This window comes from Diaphorobacter nitroreducens, from assembly GCF_002214645.1.
GTDB lineage: Bacteria > Pseudomonadota > Gammaproteobacteria > Burkholderiales > Burkholderiaceae_C > Diaphorobacter > Diaphorobacter nitroreducens.
The window spans coordinates 1,919,063-1,942,861 of record NZ_CP016278.1 but is presented as its reverse complement, the minus strand read 5'-3'; the positions used below and the strand labels follow the sequence as shown (position 1 = coordinate 1,942,861).

General features: G+C 62.7%; 3 protein-coding genes. All 3 read left to right on the top strand.

What is annotated here, in order from left to right:
- Positions 1 to 5 precede the first annotated feature (5 nt).
- The 3 genes from BA022_RS09130 to BA022_RS09120 are packed head-to-tail and all read left to right on the top strand — an operon-like array spanning position 6 to position 23,728.
- Entirely contained in the window at positions 6 to 3,350 is a 3,345-nt protein-coding gene (locus BA022_RS09130; protein WP_088887293.1) for a non-ribosomal peptide synthetase, read from the top strand.
- The gene (locus BA022_RS09125) at positions 3,350 to 16,408 is read left to right on the top strand and encodes a non-ribosomal peptide synthetase (protein WP_088887292.1); all 13,059 of its coding nucleotides are present in this window, start codon (positions 3,350 to 3,352) and stop codon (positions 16,406 to 16,408) included. Before BA022_RS09130 ends, BA022_RS09125 begins: the two co-directional genes overlap by 1 nt.
- The gene (locus BA022_RS09120; protein ID WP_088887291.1) at positions 16,409 to 23,728 is read left to right on the top strand and encodes a non-ribosomal peptide synthetase; all 7,320 of its coding nucleotides are present in this window, start codon (positions 16,409 to 16,411) and stop codon (positions 23,726 to 23,728) included.
- Positions 23,729 to 23,799: the final 71 nt, after the last annotated feature.

Genomic DNA, 23,799 nt, shown 5'->3' with positions numbered 1-23,799 from the left:
AAACAATGTCAAATCAACAAGACTTGTCCGAGCGTCGATCTCGGTTGGATTCGGAGCAACTAGCTGCGCTGAAGATCCGTTTGCGAGGCAAAGCGGGTGGCGCGGAACCACGAGCCACCATCGTGCGAGGGACTCACGGTGATCGGGCTGAAATGTCATTTGCGCAGCAGCGCATGTGGTTCCTTTGGAAACTGCAACCGCAGAGCGCAGCCTATCACCTGAGTGGTGGGCTTCGGCTTTGCGGCGTGCTGAATAAGGATGCATTGCGAGCGAGTATTCAGGCGCTCGTGCTGCGCCATGAGTCTTTGCGCACCGTCTTCATGGACCGAGGTGACGGTGTTGCGGAGCAGGTCGTGTTGGAGGCTGCACCGTTCGAGTTGCCTTGCGTCGATCTGAGTACACTGGACCATAGCGTTCGAGATACCCGGATCTGGGAAGAGACCCTGCGGGTGTTGCTCAGGCCGTTTGACCTGACATCGGGTCCATTGCTGCGTGCAGTCCTTATGCGGATTGCGGACTGCGAGCATCGACTGATTGTAGTGATGCACCACATCATTTCTGATGCGCAATCAACGCGAATTATCCTTGATGAGTTGACGCAGCAGTACCGCGCGCGCGTGCAAGGGTGTGCACCGGAACTGCCTGTGCTGCCGATTCGCTATAGCGACTATGCACTTTGGCAGCGACGATGGATCGAAAGCGCTGAGAGCGAGCGGCAACTCGAGTGGTGGCGACAGCAGATCGGCATCGCGGAGACCGGCCAACTCTTGTCTGCGGATCGAATTCGTCGACCGGATGGGTGCTACGCCGCCGCTCGACACACCCAGACGCTTGTTGCGGGCCTGACTGATCGCCTCCGCCACCGTGCGCGGGCACAAGGGGGCACGCTGTTTATGGTCCTTCTTGCTGGGTATCAGACGCTACTGTACCGGCATTCTGGGCAGGCGGACGTGATGGTTGGCGTACCTATCGCCAACCGGAACCTGGCGGAGATGGCGGGTGTTGTGGGTTTCTTCGTCAACACGCAGGTGATAACGGCCCGGGTCGATGGCCGAATGTCACTGTTCGATCTGCTGGATCAGACGCGTGATTCCGCCATCGGTGCACAAGCCCATCAGGATCTACCGTTTGATCGCCTAGTCGAGGTACTGCAGCCCGCACGTACTCCAGGCGCTCAGCCGTTCTTTCAGGTGATGTTCAATCATCTGCGGTATGACTGCCTCCAGGAGCAGGAATGGCCAGGGCTCGCTGTTGAGCGAATTGAATTCGAAGAGCCGGCCGCGCAGTTGGAGTTGACATTGCAGAGTACCGAAGACGGTGATGGTCGCGTGCACGTGAGCTTCACCTACGCCAAGGAGTTGTTCGAGGCGGGCACGATCGAGCGGATGGCGGGGCACTACGTGGCGGTACTGCAAGCGCTGGCCGAGCGTCCTGAGCAGGCGGTTGGGGATGTGGAGCTGCTAGGTGAAGCTGAGCGTCGACAACTCCAAGCGTGGGGTGAGAACGTACAACGCTACCCGAACGCCGAGCCGGTACACCGGCTGATCGAGCGGCAAGCCCGGGCCCATCCTGAAGCGGTGGCATTGCTCTTTGGCGACGAGGTGCTGAGCTACGGCGAGTTGAACACGCGGGCCAACCGGTTGGCACATCGGCTGATCCAGCTGGGTGTGGGCCCGGAGGTGAAGGTCGGCATCGCGGTGGAGCGCTCCCTCGAGATGGTGGTGGGACTGCTGGCGATTCTGAAGGCCGGCGGGGCGTACGTGCCGCTGGACCCGGAGTACCCGGCGGATCGGCTGGCCTACATGGTCGAGGACAGCGGGATTGGGTTGCTGCTGACGCAGGGCGCGGTGAAGGATCGGCTGCCGGCGGCCGAAGGGCTGACGGTGCTGGAGCTCGACGGGCTGGATGTGGCGGACGAGTCCACGCACAACCCCGAAGTGGCGGTGCATGGGGAGAACCTGGCGTACGTGATCTACACGTCGGGGTCGACAGGAAGACCCAAAGGCGCCCAGCTCTGCCATCGCAACGTCACGCGGCTACTCGGCAGCACGGACGCGTGGTTCCGGTTCGGTACGAACGACGTCTGGACGATGTTCCACTCCTACGCCTTCGACTTCTCGGTCTGGGAGATCTTCGGCGCGCTATGCAGCGGCGGGCAATTGGTCATCGTGCCCTACTGGGTCAGCCGCTCGCCGGAAGACTTCCTGCAACTGCTGCGCCGGCATCGGGTGACGGTACTCAACCAGACCCCCTCGGCCTTCGGCCAGCTCATGAATGTGCCCGGCCTCTACGACGAGCGCCTGGCGCTGCGCGCCGTGATCTTCGGCGGCGAAGCGCTGGACCCACAGCGACTGCGCCCGTGGGTCGAGCACTGGGGAGACCAGAGCCCACAGCTGATCAACATGTACGGCATCACCGAGACAACCGTACACGTCACCTACCGCCAGATCACGGAAGCGGACCTGCAGGGCCAGCGCAGCCCGGTCGGCGTAGCCATCCCGGACCTTGGCCTGAGGGTGCTGGACGGCTCGCTTAACCTCGCACCGATCGGTGTGGCAGGCGAGCTGTACGTGGCCGGCGACGGCTTGGCGCGAGGCTACCTGGGTCGTTCGGGGTTGAGCGCGGAGCGGTTTGTAGCGGACCCGTTCGATGAGGCGGGAGGGCGGCTGTACCGCACGGGCGACCTGGTGCGGTGGAACGGCGAAGGGCAACTGGAGTACCTGGGTCGGATCGACCACCAGGTCAAGATCCGGGGCTTCCGCATCGAGCTGGGAGAAGTGGAAGCGCAGTTGCTGTCGCAGCCCGAGGTGAGGGAAGCGGTGGTGGTGGCCAAGGAAGGGCCGGGCGGGGCGAGGCTGGTGGGCTACGTGTCGGCGCAGGCCGGACAGGCGATCGAAGCGGGTGAGCTGCGCGAGCGGCTGGGCAAGCAACTGCCGGACTACATGGTGCCGAGTGTGCTCGTGGTGCTGGAGAGCCTGCCGCTCAATGCCAACGGCAAGGTGGACAGGAAGGCGCTGCCGGAGCCGGGGTTCGAGAGCGAGCACGAATACGAAGCGCCGCAAGGGGAAGTGGAAGAGGCGCTGGCCAAGATCTGGGCCGAGGTGCTGGGTGTGGAGCGCGTGGGGCGCCATGACAACTTCTTCGAGCTGGGTGGGCATTCGTTGATGGCCGTGCAGGTGGTAGCTCGTATTCAGTCTCTCATGCAGGTTGATCTGGCCATTAGGGATGTTTTTGTTGCTCCCACATTGTCTGAGACGGCTTCACTGCTTGTTTGTTATTCGCCTACGAAATCCATGGTTAATACCCTGTCTGAGATTGATTCTTTTATTGATGGTCTGGAAACTGTGTAATGAACAGCCTGACAACTCATCGAATTGCAGAACGTTTTGCCCGGCTTGGGTTCGAACAGCGCCGAGTGGTTTATCAAAAGATAAGATTGGAAGGGTTGGCCATCGGTCAGTTTCCAATTCTCGCTCGTGATGAATCGGTTTCCTCCTCATGCCCGCCCTCGTACGCGCAGGTACGTCAATGGTTTCTGTGGCAATTGGAGCCTGATGGTACGGCATACCACATTAGCGGGGCGCTGAGGCTGCGAGGGCATTTGGATGTTGAAGCGCTGAAGGCGAGTTTTGATGCGCTGGTGGTGCGGCATGAATCGCTGCGCACGGTGTTCCGTGGTGGAGAGGACGGGCAGGCCGAGCAAGTCATCCAGGCGGATGATCGAGCGCAGATCGAAGAGGTGGACCTGAGCTCGGAGCCTGCGAAGGAGCGCGAAGCGAAGGTGCGGGAGGTGGCAGTCCGGCTGCACCAGACGCCGTTCGACCTGGAAGCGGGCCCGCTGCTGCGGGTGGGGCTGATCCGGGAAGCGGCCGACGAGCACGTGCTGGTGGTGGTGATGCACCACATCGTCTCGGATGGCTGGTCGATGCAAATCATCGTCGACGAGTTCGTGGCGCAATACCGGGCGCGGATACAGGGGCAGGAGCCTCAGTTGGCGGTGCTGCCGATCCAGTACGCCGACTACGCGGTGTGGCAGCGGAACTGGCTGGAAGCCGGAGAGAAGGACCGGCAACTGTCGTATTGGAAGGCGCAGTTGGGCGACGAACACCCGGTGCTGCAACTGCCGGCGGACCATGCGCGACGTGCCGACGGGCGGTACAGCGCGGCCCATCACGGCATTGAATTGTCGAGCGAACTGGTGCAGGGACTGCACCAGCGGGCGCAAGCCGAAGAGGCGACGCTGTTCATGGTGCTGCTGGCGGGCGTGCAAGCGCTGCTCCACCGCTACAGCAGCCAGCAAGACATCCGGGTGGGGGTGCCTATTGCCAACCGCCACCGGGTAGAGACCGAAGGCGTGGTGGGTTTCTTCGTCAACACGCAGGTGCTGCGCAACGTCATCAATGGACGGTTGAGTCTGGCACAGGTGCTCAAGCAGGCCAAGGAGGCGGCCCTCGGTGCGCAGACCCACCAGGACCTGCCCTTCGAGCAATTAGTCGAAGCGCTGCAGCCAGAGCGTAACTTGGGCACCAATCCGCTGTTCCAGGTGATGGTTAACCACCAGCGGCAAGACCACCGGGCCCTGCAGCAATTGCCCGGACTTGCGCTGGAAGACTATGCATTGGGCGAACAGGGTGCGCAGTTCGAATTGACGGTCGACACCAGCGAAGACGCTGATGGTCACGTGCATGTGAGCTTCAGTTATGCCGAGGGGTTGTTCGAGGCGGGCACGATCGAGCGGATGGCGGGGCACTACGTGGCACTGCTGCAAGCGCTGTCGGATCGGCCGGAGCAGGCGGTGGGTGATGTTCAACTGCTGGGTGAAGCGGAGCAGCAACAGCTTCAGGCATGGGGAGTGAACGCGACGCGCTACTCGGATGCGCAGCCGGTACACCGGCTGATCGAGCGGCAAGCCCGGGTCCACCCTGAAGCGGTGGCACTGCTCTTCGGCGACGAGGCCCTGACATATGCCGAGCTGAACGTGCGGGCCAACCGGTTGGCACATCGGCTGATCGCGCTGGGCGTGGGGCCGGAGGTGAAGGTGGGGATCGCGGTGGAGCGCTCCATCGAGATGGTGGTGGGGCTGCTGGCGATCCTGAAGGCCGGCGGGGCGTATGTGCCACTGGACCCGGAGTACCCGGCGGACCGGTTGGCCTACATGGTCGAGGACAGCGGTATTGGGTTGCTGCTGACGCAGAGTGCGGTGAAGGATCGGCTGCCGGCGGCCGAAGGGCTGGCGGTGCTGGAACTGGACGGGCTGGAGCTGGCGGACGAGCTGGCGCAGAACCCCGAAGTGGCGGTGCATGGGGAGAACCTGGCGTATGTGATCTACACCTCGGGGTCCACCGGGCGGCCCAAGGGCGCAACGATCCGCCATCGCGCATTGAGTAGTTGCATGACCTGGATGCAGCAGACCTACAGCCTGACAGCGACCGACACCGTGCTGCACAAGGCACCGTTCTGCTTCGACGTCTCGGTGTGGGAGATATTCTGGCCCTTGACGGCCGGCGTGCGGCTGGTGGTGGCCAATCCGGGAGACCACCGTGATCCTGCACGGATCACCGAACTGATCCTCAAGCACGAGATCACGACGCTCAACTTCGTGCCGGCGATGCTGCAGGCCTTTCTGGCACATGAAGGCATCGAAGTACAGACGCGCCTGCGCTACGTGATCTGCGGCGGCGAAGCCATGCCCGCAGCCACGCAGAGCGAAGCGCTGCATCGGCTCAAGGGCGTAAGCCTGCAGAACCTGTATGGGCCGACCGAGACCACCATCCACGTGACCCGCTGGACCTGCCGGGATGACGGCCAGAGCCAAGTGCCGATTGGGCAACCCATCTCCAATACGCAGTCCTATGTGCTCGATGAATCGCTGGGGCGAGTGCCGCAGGGCGTTGCAGGCGAGCTCTACATCGGGGGAGAGCTGCTGGGCCGAGGTTACCTTGGCCGCTCGGGGTTGAGCGCGGAGCGGTTTGTAGCGGACCCGTTCGATGAGGCGGGAGGGCGGCTGTACCGCACGGGCGACCTGGTGCGGTGGAACGGCGAAGGGCAACTGGAGTACCTGGGTCGGATCGACCACCAGGTCAAGATCCGGGGCTTCCGCATCGAGCTGGGAGAAGTGGAAGCGCAGTTGCTGTCGCAGCCCGAGGTGAGGGAAGCGGTGGTGGTGGCCAAGGAAGGGCCGGGCGGGGCGAGGCTGGTGGGCTACGTGTCGGCGCAGGCCGGACAGGCGATCGAAGCGGGTGAGCTGCGCGAGCGGCTGGGCAAGCAACTGCCGGACTACATGGTGCCGAGTGTGCTCGTGGTGCTGGAGAGCCTGCCGCTCAATGCCAACGGCAAGGTGGACAGGAAGGCGCTGCCGGAGCCGGGGTTCGAGAGCGAGCACGAATACGAAGCGCCGCAAGGGGAAGTGGAAGAGGCGCTGGCCAAGATCTGGGCCGAGGTGCTGGGTGTGGAGCGCGTGGGGCGCCATGACAACTTCTTCGAGCTGGGTGGACATTCGTTGTTGGCGCTGAGCGTGCTTGAGCGCATGCGTGCACAGGGCTTGGCGGTGCAGGTACGTACCCTGTTCCAGCAGCCTGAACTGGCGGCCTTTGCGCAGGCGGTTGCGCAGAACGAGGATCGTCGCCAAGTCGTCGTACCGCCCAATCTCATTCCGACGGATTGCGTGGCTCTTCAGCCGGAGATGCTGACGCTGGTGGAGCTTGATGCGCAGCAAATCAGGCGTGTGGAAGTGGCAGTGCCGGGTGGTGCGGCCAACATCCAGGACATCTACCCGCTGGCACCGCTGCAGGAAGGGATCCTGTTCCACCACATGCTGCAACAGCAGGGTGATGCCTACGTTACCCCACACCTGCTTGGCTTTGACAGTCAGGAGCGGTTGGAGCGTTTCGTCGCCAGCTTCAACCGAGTGATTGAGCGCCACGACATCCTGCGCACGGCGGTGCTATGGGAAGGGCTCGAGGAACCGGTGCAAGTCGTTCATCGACAGGCCCAACTGCAGATCGAGTGGCTTCAGGATGTGGGCTCAGGCGGCGTGGCCGAGCGGTTGAACGCTCATGTGGATCCGCGGCACCATCGCATCGATGTGCGGAAGGCACCGATGATCCGGGCCGTGGCAGCGCATGACACGGAGCAAGGGCGGTGGCTGCTGCAGTTGCCCAGCCACCACCTGGTGCTGGATCACACGACACTCGATCTGATCGTCGAAGAGATTGCGCTGATCCAGCAAGGCCGGGAAGCGGAGCTGCCCGAGCCGGTGCCGTTCCGCCGCTTCGTGGCCCAGGCACGACTGGGCATGAATCCGGCCGAGCATGAAGCCTTCTTCACCAAGATGCTGGGCGACGTAGATGAGCCGACGGCGCCGTTCGGGCTGCTGGACGTGCAGGGCGATGGTAGCGACATTGAAGAGGTGAAGCTGCCGCTGGAGGCAGAACTGTCCGCGCGGATTCGGCAGCAGGCCAAGCGGCATGGGGTGAGCGCGGCCAGTCTGTTCCATCTGGCGTGGGCGCTGGTGTTGGCCAAGACCGCGGGCAAGGACGACGTGGTGTTCGGCACCGTGCTGTTCGGGCGCATGCAAGGCGGCGAAGGAGCGGAGCGAGCTCTGGGCATGTTCATCAACACGCTGCCCATCCGCATCAAGCTGGGTGCGAGAAGCGTGCTGCAAAGCCTGCGTGAGACCCATGCGGGGCTGACCAATCTGCTGCACCACGAGCACGCCAGCCTGTCGCTGGCACAGCGCTGCAGCGGGCTGCCAGGTGGCACGCCGCTGTTCTCGGCCTTGTTCAACTACCGCTACAGCGTGCAAGAGAGTAGCGGTGCAATGGTTGGTGCCTGGGATGGAATGGAAGTAACAGACGGCGCGGAGAGGAGCAACTACCCGATTGATATGTCGGTGGACGACTTGGGGCAAGGCTTCGAACTGGTGGGGCAGGTCAGCAAGTCCATCGGTGCGCGGCGGCTGTGCGAGTACACGCAGGCTGCCATTGCCGGTATCGTCGAAGCGCTGTCGGATCGGCCGGAGCAGGCGGTGGGTGATGTTCAACTGCTGGGTGAAGCGGAGCAGCAACAGCTTCAGGCATGGGGAGTGAACGCGACGCGCTACTCGGATGCGCAGCCGGTACACCGGCTGATCGAGCGGCAAGCCCGGGTCCACCCTGAAGCGGTGGCACTGCTCTTCGGCGACGAGGCCCTGACATATGCCGAGCTGAACGTGCGGGCCAACCGGTTGGCACATCGGCTGATCGCGCTGGGCGTGGGGCCGGAGGTGAAGGTGGGGATCGCGGTGGAGCGCTCCATCGAGATGGTGGTGGGGCTGCTGGCGATCCTGAAGGCCGGCGGGGCGTATGTGCCACTGGACCCGGAGTACCCGGCGGACCGGTTGGCCTACATGGTCGAGGACAGCGGTATTGGGTTGCTGCTGACGCAGAGTGCGGTGAAGGATCGGCTGCCGGCGGCCGAAGGGCTGGCGGTGCTGGAACTGGACGGGCTGGAGCTGGCGGACGAGCTGGCGCAGAACCCCGAAGTGGCGGTGCATGGGGAGAACCTGGCGTATGTGATCTACACCTCGGGGTCCACCGGGCGGCCCAAGGGTGTAGGCATTCCTCATCACAGCTTGGTCGAGCACGCTCAAGTGGCCCTTGACTTCTTCGGCTTGACCAAAGCAGATCGGATGCTCCAGTTCGCCACGTTGAACTTTGACGGTTGTATTGAGCAGCTGTTTCCTCCGCTCATTGAAGGGGCTTCAGTAGTCTTGCGTGGGCCGGCCTTGTGGGACAGCACTACCTTCCATCAGCAACTGCTGGACAAGCGGATCAGTGTCGTGGATATCACCACGGCGTACTGGCTGTTGCTGGTGCAGGACTTTGCCCGGCAAGGCATCCGTGATTACGGCGTGTTGCGCCAGCTTCATGCCGGCGGCGAAGCCATGCCACCGGAAGGCCTCAATGCTTGGCGGGAAGCGGGGCTGGCGCACGTCAAACTGCTGAACACCTATGGCCCGACCGAGGCGACGGTGACGGCCTCGATTCTGGATTGCCAACCCTACGTGAGTGGGGGCAAGCCGCTGCCACTGCAAATGCCGATTGGCACACCCTTGGCGGGACGGGCGCTATGGGTAGTGGACGCGGATCTAAACCCTGCGCCTTCTGGTGTTGCCGGTGAGTTGCTTATTGGTGGTGATCTCTTGGCGCGAGGCTACCTTGGCCGCTCGGGGTTGAGCGCGGAGCGGTTTGTAGCGGACCCGTTCGATGAGGCGGGAGGGCGGCTGTACCGCACGGGCGACCTGGTGCGGTGGAACGGCGAAGGGCAACTGGAGTACCTGGGTCGGATCGACCACCAGGTCAAGATCCGGGGCTTCCGCATCGAGCTGGGAGAAGTGGAAGCGCAGTTGCTGTCGCAGCCCGAGGTGAGGGAAGCGGTGGTGGTGGCCAAGGAAGGGCCGGGCGGGGCGAGGCTGGTGGGCTACGTGTCGGCGCAGGCCGGACAGGCGATCGAAGCGGGTGAGCTGCGCGAGCGGCTGGGCAAGCAACTGCCGGACTACATGGTGCCGAGTGTGCTCGTGGTGCTGGAGAGCCTGCCGCTCAATGCCAACGGCAAGGTGGACAGGAAGGCGCTGCCGGAGCCGGGGTTCGAGAGCGAGCACGAATACGAAGCGCCGCAAGGGGAAGTGGAAGAGGCGCTGGCCAAGATCTGGGCCGAGGTGCTGGGTGTGGAGCGCGTGGGGCGCCATGACAACTTCTTCGAGCTGGGTGGACATTCGTTGTTGGCGCTGAGCGTGCTTGAGCGCATGCGTGCACAGGGCTTGGCGGTGCAGGTACGTACCCTGTTCCAGCAGCCTGAACTGGCGGCCTTTGCGCAGGCGGTTGCGCAGAACGAGGATCGTCGCCAAGTCGTCGTACCGCCCAATCTCATTCCGACGGATTGCGTGGCTCTTCAGCCGGAGATGCTGACGCTGGTGGAGCTTGATGCGCAGCAAATCAGGCGTGTGGAAGTGGCAGTGCCGGGTGGTGCGGCCAACATCCAGGACATCTACCCGCTGGCACCGCTGCAGGAAGGGATCCTGTTCCACCACATGCTGCAACAGCAGGGTGATGCCTACGTTACCCCACACCTGCTTGGCTTTGACAGTCAGGAGCGGTTGGAGCGTTTCGTCGCCAGCTTCAACCGAGTGATTGAGCGCCACGACATCCTGCGCACGGCGGTGCTATGGGAAGGGCTCGAGGAACCGGTGCAAGTCGTTCATCGACAGGCCCAACTGCAGATCGAGTGGCTTCAGGATGTGGGCTCAGGCGGCGTGGCCGAGCGGTTGAACGCTCATGTGGATCCGCGGCACCATCGCATCGATGTGCGGAAGGCACCGATGATCCGGGCCGTGGCAGCGCATGACACGGAGCAAGGGCGGTGGCTGCTGCAGTTGCCCAGCCACCACCTGGTGCTGGATCACACGACACTCGATCTGATCGTCGAAGAGATTGCGCTGATCCAGCAAGGCCGGGAAGCGGAGCTGCCCGAGCCGGTGCCGTTCCGCCGCTTCGTGGCCCAGGCACGACTGGGCATGAATCCGGCCGAGCATGAAGCCTTCTTCACCAAGATGCTGGGCGACGTAGATGAGCCGACGGCGCCGTTCGGGCTGCTGGACGTGCAGGGCGATGGTAGCGACATTGAAGAGGTGAAGCTGCCGCTGGAGGCAGAACTGTCCGCGCGGATTCGGCAGCAGGCCAAGCGGCATGGGGTGAGCGCGGCCAGTCTGTTCCATCTGGCGTGGGCGCTGGTGTTGGCCAAGACCGCGGGCAAGGACGACGTGGTGTTCGGCACCGTGCTGTTCGGGCGCATGCAAGGCGGCGAAGGAGCGGAGCGAGCTCTGGGCATGTTCATCAACACGCTGCCCATCCGCATCAAGCTGGGTGCGAGAAGCGTGCTGCAAAGCCTGCGTGAGACCCATGCGGGGCTGACCAATCTGCTGCACCACGAGCACGCCAGCCTGTCGCTGGCACAGCGCTGCAGCGGGCTGCCAGGTGGCACGCCGCTGTTCTCGGCCTTGTTCAACTACCGCTACAGCGCAGATCAGGAGGCGGACGCGGCCATTCTTGCCTGGGAAGGCATGGAATCACTGGGTGGCGAGGAGCGGACCAACTATCCGGTAGGCATGTCGGTGGATGATCTGGGGCAAGGCTTCCAACTGGTGGGGCAGGCCAATCAGTCCGTCGGTGCGCAGCGGCTGTGCGAGTACATGCAGGCGGCCGTGGCTGGTATTGCCGAGGCGCTGTCGGAGCGGCCGCAGCAGGCGGTGGGCGAAGTGGCGCTGCTCACTGAGGCGGAGCGGCAACAGCTCAAGAGCTGGGGTGAGAACGTACAACGCTACCCGAACGCCGAGCCGGTACACCGGCTGATCGAGCGGCAAGCCCGGGCCCATCCTGAAGCGGTGGCATTGCTCTTTGGCGACGAGGTGCTGAGCTACGGCGAGTTGAACACGCGGGCCAACCGGTTGGCACATCGGCTGATCCAGCTGGGTGTGGGCCCGGAGGTGAAGGTCGGCATCGCGGTGGAGCGCTCCCTCGAGATGGTGGTGGGACTGCTGGCGATTCTGAAGGCCGGCGGGGCGTACGTGCCGCTGGACCCGGAGTACCCGGCGGATCGGCTGGCCTACATGGTCGAGGACAGCGGGATTGGGTTGCTGCTGACGCAGGGCGCGGTGAAGGATCGGCTGCCGGCGGCCGAAGGGCTGACGGTGCTGGAGCTCGACGGGCTGGACGTGGCGGACGAGCCGGCGCACAACCCCGAAGTGGCGGTGCATGGGGAGAACCTGGCGTATGTGATCTACACCTCGGGGTCGACTGGGTGGCCTAAGGGGGCCGCCAACCGACACCGCTCGCTCTACAACCGCTTGAAGTGGATGCAACAGGCCTATGGGTTGACCGATTCGGACACGGTCCTGCAGAAAACTCCCTTCAGCTTCGACGTGTCGGTGTGGGAATTCTTCTGGCCGCTGATGACGGGCGCACGATTGGCGGTGGCGAAGCCGGGCGATCACCGCGACCCACAACGCCTGGTTGAACTGATCCGACAACACCACGTCACCACGCTGCACTTCGTACCCTCGATGCTGCAGGCCTTCCTGGCGCACGCAGGCATCGAAGCCTGCACCAGCCTCGCGCGCATCGTGTGCAGCGGCGAAGCACTGTCGGCGGAAGCGCAGAACGACGTGTTCAAGCGCCTGCCGCAAGCCGGGCTCCACAACCTTTACGGCCCCACCGAAGCGGCCATCGACGTCACGCACTGGACCTGCCGCAACGACGGACGCAGCCAAGTACCGATCGGTCAGCCCATTAGCGACATCCAGACGCATGTGCTCGACGAAGGCCTGAACTTGGTGCCCGCCGGCGTGTCTGGCGAGCTATATCTGGGTGGCATCGGCCTAGCCCGCAGTTACCTGAACCGCCCGAGTCTGAGCGCGGAGCGGTTTGTGGCGGACCCGTTCGATGAGGCGGGAGGGCGGCTGTACCGCACGGGCGACCTGGTGCGGTGGAACGGCGAAGGGCAACTGGAGTACCTGGGTCGGATCGACCACCAGGTCAAGATCCGGGGGTTCCGGATCGAGCTGGGAGAAGTGGAAGCGCAGTTGCTGTCGCAGCCCGAGGTGAGGGAAGCGGTGGTGGTGGCCAAGGAAGGGCCGGGCGGGGCGAGGCTGGTGGGCTACGTGTCGGCGCAGGCCGGACAGGCGATCGAAGCGGGTGAGCTGCGCGAGCGGCTGGGCAAGCAACTGCCGGACTACATGGTGCCGAGTGTGCTCGTGGTGCTGGAGAGCCTGCCGCTCAATGCCAACGGCAAGGTGGACAGGAAGGCGCTGCCGGAGCCGGGGTTCGAGAGCGAGCACGAATACGAAGCGCCGCAAGGGGAAGTGGAAGAGGCGCTGGCCAAGATCTGGGCCGAGGTGCTGGGTGTGGAGCGCGTGGGGCGCCATGACAACTTCTTCGAGCTGGGTGGACATTCGTTGTTGGCGCTGAGCGTGCTTGAGCGCATGCGTGCACAGGGCTTGGCGGTGCAGGTACGTACCCTGTTCCAGCAGCCTGAACTGGCGGCCTTTGCGCAGGCGGTTGCGCAGAACGAGGATCGTCGCGAAGTGCCTGTTCCACCCAACCTCATCCCGCTGGATTGCCTGGCAATCCAGCCTGAGATGCTGACGCTGGTGGAGCTTGATGCGCAGCAAATCAGGCGTGTGGAAGTGGCAGTGCCGGGTGGTGCGGCCAACATCCAGGACATCTACCCCTTGGCGCCGCTGCAAGAAGGGATTCTGTTCCACCACAGGCTGCAACAACAGGGCGACGCTTATGTCACCCACCGACTGCTCGGCTTTGATAGCCGCAAGCGGTTGGAGCGTTTCATCACCAGTTTCAATCGGGTGATCGAGCGCCATGACATCCTGCGTACGGCGGTGCTGTGGGAGGGGCTTGAAGAGCCGGTACAGGTCGTCTACCGCCAGGCCCAACTGCAGATCGAGTGGCTTCAGGATATTGCCTCCGGCAGCGTGGCTGAGCGGTTGAACGCTCATGTGGATCCGCGGCACCATCGCATCGATGTGAGGACGGCGCCGATGATCCAGGCCGTGGCGGCGCACGACACGGAGCAAGGGCGGTGGCTGCTGCAGTTGCCCAGCCACCACCTGGTGCTGGACCACACCACGCTGGAACTGATTGTTGAAGAGATTGCCCTCTTCCAGCAAGGGCGGGAGGCGGAGCTGCCCGAGCCGGTGCCGTTCCGGCGCTTCGTGGCGCAGTCACGGCTGGGCGCGAGTCCGGCCGAGCACGAAGCCTTCTTCACCAAGATGCTGGGCGATGTGGAAGAGCCGACGGCGCCTTTTGGGTTGTCGGAAGTGCGGGGTGATGGCGGTGTTATCGAAGAAGCACAGTTGCAGCTGGAGGCGGAGCTATCCGCGCGTATCCGGCAGCAAGCCAAGCGGCATGGGGTGAGTGCGGCCAGCTTGTTCCACTTGGCATGGGCTCAGGTGCTGGCCAAGACCACAGGTAAAGACGACGTGGTGTTCGGCACCGTGCTGTTCGGGCGCATGCAGGGGGGGGAAGGCGCGGAGAGAGCACTGGGGATGTTCATCAACACCCTGCCCATCCGTATCAGGCTGGGTGCGCGCAGCGTGCTTCAAAGCCTGCGCGAGACCCATGTGGGGCTGACCGATCTGCTGCACTACGAGCATGCCAGCCTGTCGCTGGCGCAGCGCTGCAGTGGGCTGCCCGGTGGTACGCCCTTGTTCTCGGCCTTGTTCAACTACCGCTACAGCGTGGAGCAAGGCGCAGAGGCAACGGTTGGAGCCTGGGAAGGCATGGAGTCGCTGGGCGGCGAGGAGCGGACCAACTATCCAATGCTGATCAATGTCGATGATCTCGGCGGCAGTTTCCAGATCGTGGTACAGGTTGCTGAATCCATGGCAGCGGAACGGCTGTGTGGTTACATACGAACGGCATTGGTCAATGTTATTGCTGCGCTTGAGAGCGATGGAAGGCAATTGGCATGCGCACTGAATGTAGAAAATGATAAAGACGTAATTCTGCAAAAGCAGTTGGAAAAGAGTTCGCAATGTTATGCGGGACGTGAGCCAGTCCACCGCCGCATTGAGCGGCGGGCACAAGAGTTACCGAATGTATTGGCATTTGTTTTTGAGGAAGTGGAAGTCAGTTTTGCCGAACTAAACTGTCGAGCGAATCGTTTGGCACATTACTTGATTAAGCTGGGCGTCAAGCCAGAAGTAAAGGTGGCTATTGCCGTAGAGCGTTCCCTCGATACGGTGGTAGGACTTCTTGGGATACTAAAGGCTGGCGGGGTGTATGTTCCACTAGATCCAGAATACCCTGCTGAGCGATTTGGGTATGTACTCGAAGACAGTGAGGCTTCAATACTGCTGACACAAAGCCATCTCCGGCGTAGGGTTCAGTCGCAGTCAGTACTTTCCGTGCTTGAGTTGGATGTCATCGATCTAACTTCAGAGTCATCGCACGATCCCCTCGTTGAGTTGCAAGCGAGCAACCTTGCATATGTGCTCTACACGTCGGGGTCTACCGGTCGTCCCAAAGGCGTAGCAATGTCGCATGGCGTCCTGTCTAGCCTGATGGAGTGGCAGCTGGTACGGCTTCCCGGTACTTATCGAACCCTTCTTTTTGCATCGCCATGCTTCGATGTTGCATTTCAGGAGGTAGTCTCTTGCCTGATTTCAGGCGGAACTCTGGTTCAAACAAATAAGGGTGATCGTCACGATTTTTCCCTGTTGATTGACCTCATTTCCAAGCAATCAGTCGAAAGAGTTTTTCTTCCGTTCGCGGTATTGCAGTTATTTGTCGAATCGGCTCTTGCGTCGGTCACGAGATTGCCCACATTGAAACAGGTCATTACTGCAGGTGAGCAGCTTAAGTTGACGCCGCCTATTCGGGCGTGGTTGGCGAGTGAGAGTCAGTGCCACCTGATCAATCAGTACGGCCCGACAGAATCGCACGTTGTCAGTGATTTCTTTGCTGAGCGGGATTTTCCAAATGAGTTGCCGCCGATAGGGCGGCCAGCATCAAATGCCCATTTGCGTGTTCTTGATTCACATCTTGAAAAGGCGCCAATTGGCGTGCCAGGTGAGCTCTATATTGGTTCAGCAGTGCTGGCGCGAGGTTACCTGAACCGCCCGAGTCTGAGCGCGGAGCGGTTTGTAGCGGACCCGTTCGATGAGGCGGGAGGGCGGCTGTACCGCACGGGCGACCTGGTGCGGTGGAACGGCGAAGGGCAACTGGAGTACCTGGGTCGGATCGACCACCAGGTCAAGATCCGGGGGTTCCGGATCGAGCTGGGAGAAGTGGAAGCGCAGTTGCTGTCGCAGCCCGAGGTGAGGGAAGCGGTGGTGGTGGCCAAGGAAGGGCCGGGCGGGGCGAGGCTGGTGGGCTACGTGTCGGCGCAGGCCGGACAGGCGATCGAAGCGGGTGAGCTGCGCGAGCGGCTGGGCAAGCAACTGCCGGACTACATGGTGCCGAGTGTGCTCGTGGTGCTGGAGAGCCTGCCGCTCAATGCCAACGGCAAGGTGGACAGGAAGGCGCTGCCGGAGCCGGGGTTCGAGAGCGAGCACGAATACGAAGCGCCGCAAGGGGAAGTGGAAGAGGCGCTGGCCAAGATCTGGGCCGAGGTGCTGGGTGTGGAGCGCGTGGGGCGCCATGACAACTTCTTCGAGCTGGGGGGGGATTCGCTTGCCGCACTGCGGCTGCAAACGAAGCTGCTGGAGCGGCTTTCTGTCAGGTTTCCCCTGCGGTCTTGCTTCGAGACCCCCACGCTAGTTCTGTTGGCCGCGAAGTTGGCCGAACAAATAGCAAAAAACGAAAACGCTGTGGACGTTGAGCAAATGGCTGTTCTAATGGAGCTTCTGGAGACTTGAATGAAGATTGGCAAGCATGAGATTGCCAGACGATTTGTCTGCCTTTCCAGAGAAAAACAAAGGGCGTTTCTGGATGCCCTGAAGGACAACGGGATCGACTTTGGGCAGCTGCCAATCTATTCGGCAGGAAGTGGCGGTCCGCAAATGGCCTCGTACGCGCAGGTACGTCAATGGTTTCTGTGGCAATTGGAGCCTGATGGTACGGCATACCACATTAGCGGGGCGCTGAGGCTGCGAGGGCATTTGGATGTTGAAGCGCTGAAGGCGAGTTTTGATGCGCTGGTGGTGCGGCATGAATCGCTGCGCACGGTGTTCCGTGGTGGAGAGGACGGGCAGGCCGAGCAAGTCATCCAGGCGGATGATCGAGCGCAGATCGAAGAGGTGGACCTGAGCTCGGAGCCTGCGAAGGAGCGCGAAGCGAAGGTGCGGGAGGTGGCAGTCCGGCTGCACCAGACGCCGTTCGACCTGGAAGCGGGCCCGCTGCTGCGGGTGGGGCTGATCCGGGAAGCGGCCGACGAGCACGTGCTGGTGGTGGTGATGCACCACATCGTCTCGGATGGCTGGTCGATGCAAATCATCGTCGACGAGTTCGTGGCGCAATACCGGGCGCGGATACAGGGGCAGGAGCCTCAGTTGGCGGTGCTGCCGATCCAGTACGCCGACTACGCGGTGTGGCAGCGGAACTGGCTGGAAGCCGGAGAGAAGGACCGGCAACTGTCGTATTGGAAGGCGCAGTTGGGCGACGAACACCCGGTGCTGCAACTGCCGGCGGACCATGCGCGACGTGCCGACGGGCGGTACAGCGCGGCCCATCACGGCATTGAATTGTCGAGCGAACTGGTGCAGGGACTGCACCAGCGGGCGCAAGCCGAAGAGGCGACGCTGTTCATGGTGCTGCTGGCGGGCGTGCAAGCGCTGCTCCACCGCTACAGCAGCCAGCAAGACATCCGGGTGGGGGTGCCTATTGCCAACCGCCACCGGGTAGAGACCGAAGGCGTGGTGGGTTTCTTCGTCAACACGCAGGTGCTGCGCAACGTCATCAATGGACGGTTGAGTCTGGCACAGGTGCTCAAGCAGGCCAAGGAGGCGGCCCTCGGTGCGCAGACCCACCAGGACCTGCCCTTCGAGCAATTAGTCGAAGCGCTGCAGCCAGAGCGTAACTTGGGCACCAATCCGCTGTTCCAGGTGATGGTTAACCACCAGCGGCAAGACCACCGGGCCCTGCAGCAATTGCCCGGACTTGCGCTGGAAGACTATGCATTGGGCGAACAGGGTGCGCAGTTCGAATTGACGGTCGACACCAGCGAAGACGCTGATGGTCACGTGCATGTGAGCTTCAGTTATGCCGAGGGGTTGTTCGAGGCGGGCACGATCGAGCGGATGGCGGGGCACTACGTGGCACTGCTGCAAGCGCTGTCGGATCGGCCGGAGCAGGCGGTGGGTGATGTTCAACTGCTGGGTGAAGCGGAGCAGCAACAGCTTCAGGCATGGGGAGTGAACGCGACGCGCTACTCGGATGCGCAGCCGGTACACCGGCTGATCGAGCGGCAAGCCCGGGTCCACCCTGAAGCGGTGGCACTGCTCTTCGGCGACGAGGCCCTGACATATGCCGAGCTGAACGTGCGGGCCAACCGGTTGGCACATCGGCTGATCGCGCTGGGCGTGGGGCCGGAGGTGAAGGTGGGGATCGCGGTGGAGCGCTCCATCGAGATGGTGGTGGGGCTGCTGGCGATCCTGAAGGCCGGCGGGGCGTATGTGCCACTGGACCCGGAGTACCCGGCGGACCGGTTGGCCTACATGGTCGAGGACAGCGGTATTGGGTTGCTGCTGACGCAGAGTGCGGTGAAGGATCGGCTGCCGGCGGCCGAAGGGCTGGCGGTGCTGGAACTGGACGGGCTGGAGCTGGCGGACGAGCTGGCGCAGAACCCCGAAGTGGCGGTGCATGGGGAGAACCTGGCGTATGTGATCTACACCTCGGGGTCCACCGGGCGGCCCAAGGGTGTAGGCATTCCTCATCACAGCTTGGTCGAGCACGCTCAAGTGGCCCTTGACTTCTTCGGCTTGACCAAAGCAGATCGGATGCTCCAGTTCGCCACGTTGAACTTTGACGGTTGTATTGAGCAGCTGTTTCCTCCGCTCATTGAAGGGGCTTCAGTAGTCTTGCGTGGGCCGGCCTTGTGGGACAGCACTACCTTCCATCAGCAACTGCTGGACAAGCGGATCAGTGTCGTGGATATCACCACGGCGTACTGGCTGTTGCTGGTGCAGGACTTTGCCCGGCAAGGCATCCGTGATTACGGCGTGTTGCGCCAGCTTCATGCCGGCGGCGAAGCCATGCCACCGGAAGGCCTCAATGCTTGGCGGGAAGCGGGGCTGGCGCACGTCAAACTGCTGAACACCTATGGCCCGACCGAGGCGACGGTGACGGCCTCGATTCTGGATTGCCAACCCTACGTGAGTGGGGGCAAGCCGCTGCCACTGCAAATGCCGATTGGCACACCCTTGGCGGGACGGGCGCTATGGGTAGTGGACGCGGATCTAAACCCTGCGCCTTCTGGTGTTGCCGGTGAGTTGCTTATTGGTGGTGATCTCTTGGCGCGAGGCTACCTTGGCCGCTCGGGGTTGAGCGCGGAGCGGTTTGTAGCGGACCCGTTCGATGAGGCGGGAGGGCGGCTGTACCGCACGGGCGACCTGGTGCGGTGGAACGGCGAAGGGCAACTGGAGTACCTGGGTCGGATCGACCACCAGGTCAAGATCCGGGGCTTCCGCATCGAGCTGGGAGAAGTGGAAGCGCAGTTGCTGTCGCAGCCCGAGGTGAGGGAAGCGGTGGTGGTGGCCAAGGAAGGGCCGGGCGGGGCGAGGCTGGTGGGCTACGTGTCGGCGCAGGCCGGACAGGCGATCGAAGCGGGTGAGCTGCGCGAGCGGCTGGGCAAGCAACTGCCGGACTACATGGTGCCGAGTGTGCTCGTGGTGCTGGAGAGCCTGCCGCTCAATGCCAACGGCAAGGTGGACAGGAAGGCGCTGCCGGAGCCGGGGTTCGAGAGCGAGCACGAATACGAAGCGCCGCAAGGGGAAGTGGAAGAGGCGCTGGCCAAGATCTGGGCCGAGGTGCTGGGTGTGGAGCGCGTGGGGCGCCATGACAACTTCTTCGAGCTGGGTGGGGATTCAATCCTTAGCCTCAAGGTTGTGGCCCGTGCCCGGGCAAGGGGCCTGGGACTCGCCCCACGGCAGATCTTTGAACACCAGAGTTTGCTCGGGGCGGCCAAGGCCAGCCAAGGTCAGTGTGGAGGAGAAGAAGCGATTCCGGTACTAGCCGTGGCGAATAGCGGCGGTCCGCAAATGGCCTCGTACGCGCAGGTACGTCAATGGTTTCTGTGGCAATTGGAGCCTGATGGTACGGCATACCACATTAGCGGGGCGCTGAGGCTGCGAGGGCATTTGGATGTTGAAGCGCTGAAGGCGAGTTTTGATGCGCTGGTGGTGCGGCATGAATCGCTGCGCACGGTGTTCCGTGGTGGAGAGGACGGGCAGGCCGAGCAAGTCATCCAGGCGGATGATCGAGCGCAGATCGAAGAGGTGGACCTGAGCTCGGAGCCTGCGAAGGAGCGCGAAGCGAAGGTGCGGGAGGTGGCAGTCCGGCTGCACCAGACGCCGTTCGACCTGGAAGCGGGCCCGCTGCTGCGGGTGGGGCTGATCCGGGAAGCGGCCGACGAGCACGTGCTGGTGGTGGTGATGCACCACATCGTCTCGGATGGCTGGTCGATGCAAATCATCGTCGACGAGTTCGTGGCGCAATACCGGGCGCGGATACAGGGGCAGGAGCCTCAGTTGGCGGTGCTGCCGATCCAGTACGCCGACTACGCGGTGTGGCAGCGGAACTGGCTGGAAGCCGGAGAGAAGGACCGGCAACTGTCGTATTGGAAGGCGCAGTTGGGCGACGAACACCCGGTGCTGCAACTGCCGGCGGACCATGCGCGACGTGCCGACGGGCGGTACAGCGCGGCCCATCACGGCATTGAATTGTCGAGCGAACTGGTGCAGGGACTGCACCAGCGGGCGCAAGCCGAAGAGGCGACGCTGTTCATGGTGCTGCTGGCGGGCGTGCAAGCGCTGCTCCACCGCTACAGCAGCCAGCAAGACATCCGGGTGGGGGTGCCTATTGCCAACCGCCACCGGGTAGAGACCGAAGGCGTGGTGGGTTTCTTCGTCAACACGCAGGTGCTGCGCAACGTCATCAATGGACGGTTGAGTCTGGCACAGGTGCTCAAGCAGGCCAAGGAGGCGGCCCTCGGTGCGCAGACCCACCAGGACCTGCCCTTCGAGCAATTAGTCGAAGCGCTGCAGCCAGAGCGTAACTTGGGCACCAATCCGCTGTTCCAGGTGATGGTTAACCACCAGCGGCAAGACCACCGGGCCCTGCAGCAATTGCCCGGACTTGCGCTGGAAGACTATGCATTGGGCGAACAGGGTGCGCAGTTCGAATTGACGGTCGACACCAGCGAAGACGCTGATGGTCACGTGCATGTGAGCTTCAGTTATGCCGAGGGGTTGTTCGAGGCGGGCACGATCGAGCGGATGGCGGGGCACTACGTGGCACTGCTGCAAGCGCTGTCGGATCGGCCGGAGCAGGCGGTGGGTGATGTTCAACTGCTGGGTGAAGCGGAGCAGCAACAGCTTCAGGCATGGGGAGTGAACGCGACGCGCTACTCGGATGCGCAGCCGGTACACCGGCTGATCGAGCGGCAAGCCCGGGTCCACCCTGAAGCGGTGGCACTGCTCTTCGGCGACGAGGCCCTGACATATGCCGAGCTGAACGTGCGGGCCAACCGGTTGGCACATCGGCTGATCGCGCTGGGCGTGGGGCCGGAGGTGAAGGTGGGGATCGCGGTGGAGCGCTCCATCGAGATGGTGGTGGGGCTGCTGGCGATCCTGAAGGCCGGCGGGGCGTATGTGCCACTGGACCCGGAGTACCCGGCGGACCGGTTGGCCTACATGGTCGAGGACAGCGGTATTGGGTTGCTGCTGACGCAGAGTGCGGTGAAGGATCGGCTGCCGGCGGCCGAAGGGCTGGCGGTGCTGGAACTGGACGGGCTGGAGCTGGCGGACGAGCTGGCGCAGAACCCCGAAGTGGCGGTGCATGGGGAGAACCTGGCGTATGTGATCTACACCTCGGGGTCCACCGGGCGGCCCAAGGGCGCAACGATCCGCCATCGCGCATTGAGTAGTTGCATGACCTGGATGCAGCAGACCTACAGCCTGACAGCGACCGACACCGTGCTGCACAAGGCACCGTTCTGCTTCGACGTCTCGGTGTGGGAGATATTCTGGCCCTTGACGGCCGGCGTGCGGCTGGTGGTGGCCAATCCGGGAGACCACCGTGATCCTGCACGGATCACCGAACTGATCCTCAAGCACGAGATCACGACGCTCAACTTCGTGCCGGCGATGCTGCAGGCCTTTCTGGCACATGAAGGCATCGAAGTACAGACGCGCCTGCGCTACGTGATCTGCGGCGGCGAAGCCATGCCCGCAGCCACGCAGAGCGAAGCGCTGCATCGGCTCAAGGGCGTAAGCCTGCAGAACCTGTATGGGCCGACCGAGACCACCATCCACGTGACCCGCTGGACCTGCCGGGATGACGGCCAGAGCCAAGTGCCGATTGGGCAACCCATCTCCAATACGCAGTCCTATGTGCTCGATGAATCGCTGGGGCGAGTGCCGCAGGGCGTTGCAGGCGAGCTCTACATCGGGGGAGAGCTGCTGGGCCGAGGTTACCTTGGCCGCTCGGGGTTGAGCGCGGAGCGGTTTGTAGCGGACCCGTTCGATGAGGCGGGAGGGCGGCTGTACCGCACGGGCGACCTGGTGCGGTGGAACGGCGAAGGGCAACTGGAGTACCTGGGTCGGATCGACCACCAGGTCAAGATCCGGGGCTTCCGCATCGAGCTGGGAGAAGTGGAAGCGCAGTTGCTGTCGCAGCCCGAGGTGAGGGAAGCGGTGGTGGTGGCCAAGGAAGGGCCGGGCGGGGCGAGGCTGGTGGGCTACGTGTCGGCGCAGGCCGGACAGGCGATCGAAGCGGGTGAGCTGCGCGAGCGGCTGGGCAAGCAACTGCCGGACTACATGGTGCCGAGTGTGCTCGTGGTGCTGGAGAGCCTGCCGCTCAATGCCAACGGCAAGGTGGACAGGAAGGCGCTGCCGGAGCCGGGGTTCGAGAGCGAGCACGAATACGAAGCGCCGCAAGGGGAAGTGGAAGAGGCGCTGGCCAAGATCTGGGCCGAGGTGCTGGGTGTGGAGCGCGTGGGGCGCCATGACAACTTCTTCGAGCTGGGTGGACATTCCATTGCGGCAATGCGAGTTGTCAATCTGGCTCGTCAAAAGAAGATAGTAGGCTTGGATGTGACGCTTCAGGATCTCATGAGCAGTCCCACTATTCAGGCGGCACCGAGACGGCTAAGGCCAGTCATGCTTTTGAACGCGTACGTCAAAAATGAACTTCCGCTATTTTGCATACATTCCGGGTACGGCACAGTCCTCGGGTATTTGCCGCTTGCGAAAGAGCTAAGTAGTAGGCGAACTGTCTATGGATTAATATGCCGGACCTTGGCAGACCCCAAGCACAGAGATGATTCGTTGCAACAGATGGCTTGCGACTATGCAGCTCAAATCCAAGAAGTGCAGCCAGTTGGACCACTTCACCTACTTGGTTGGTCATTGGGTGGCCCATTGGCTGCACTAACTGCTGCGCGCCTCGAGGCTACAGGTCGGCATGTTTCCTTTCTCGGGATGGTTGATCCTACGTCTTTGCTTAAACCAACTATTGGTCCTGCTCTGCAGGATCGGGACTGGAGGGATGACTTCCTTGAGTTTCTTCGGCAGGCAACCGCTAACAACGGATTAAATTTGTTGGTGCCTTGTCACATAGAAGACCCGTTGGAAAGTGAGCAGTCGCTGCGGGCGTGGACGGACCTGGCGATGGATGAAGGTTTGATCGTTGTGGCTGGCGAGTACTCCGGAATAGGCTCAGGGGAGTTGGTTAGGGTGTACTTGACTATTCGCTGCATGGAGGCCGTGCTGTCTAGGTCATACGGCCGGTGGCCGCAGATACGATGTCAAATTCACTGTTGGTGGGCGAAGGATAGGCAGCGGAGCGAAATTGAATCCATCCAGACCCAACTTGGGAATGAGAATGTGACGAGCATACATGTTGATGCTCAGCACGGGAATATCATTGCATGTGAGCAACTAGTGCTGGATGTGTCACGCTCACTTGCGGTGAAAGGAGAGTGGAATCCTCGCGGGGAGTGTCTGAATTTCCGTGTGTGAGGCGGAGAGCGACTTTTTCACGGCGCCACCGCCCACTCTATACAGCGGGAGGCGAGCGGTGCGGTGGGAAA

Coding starts and splice junctions, on each gene's coding strand:
- BA022_RS09130 (WP_088887293.1), top strand. CDS start 6: ATGTCAAATCAACAAGACTTGTCCGAGCGTCGATCTCGGTTGGATTCG.
- BA022_RS09125 (WP_088887292.1), top strand. CDS start 3,350: ATGAACAGCCTGACAACTCATCGAATTGCAGAACGTTTTGCCCGGCTT.
- BA022_RS09120 (WP_088887291.1), top strand. CDS start 16,409: ATGAAGATTGGCAAGCATGAGATTGCCAGACGATTTGTCTGCCTTTCC.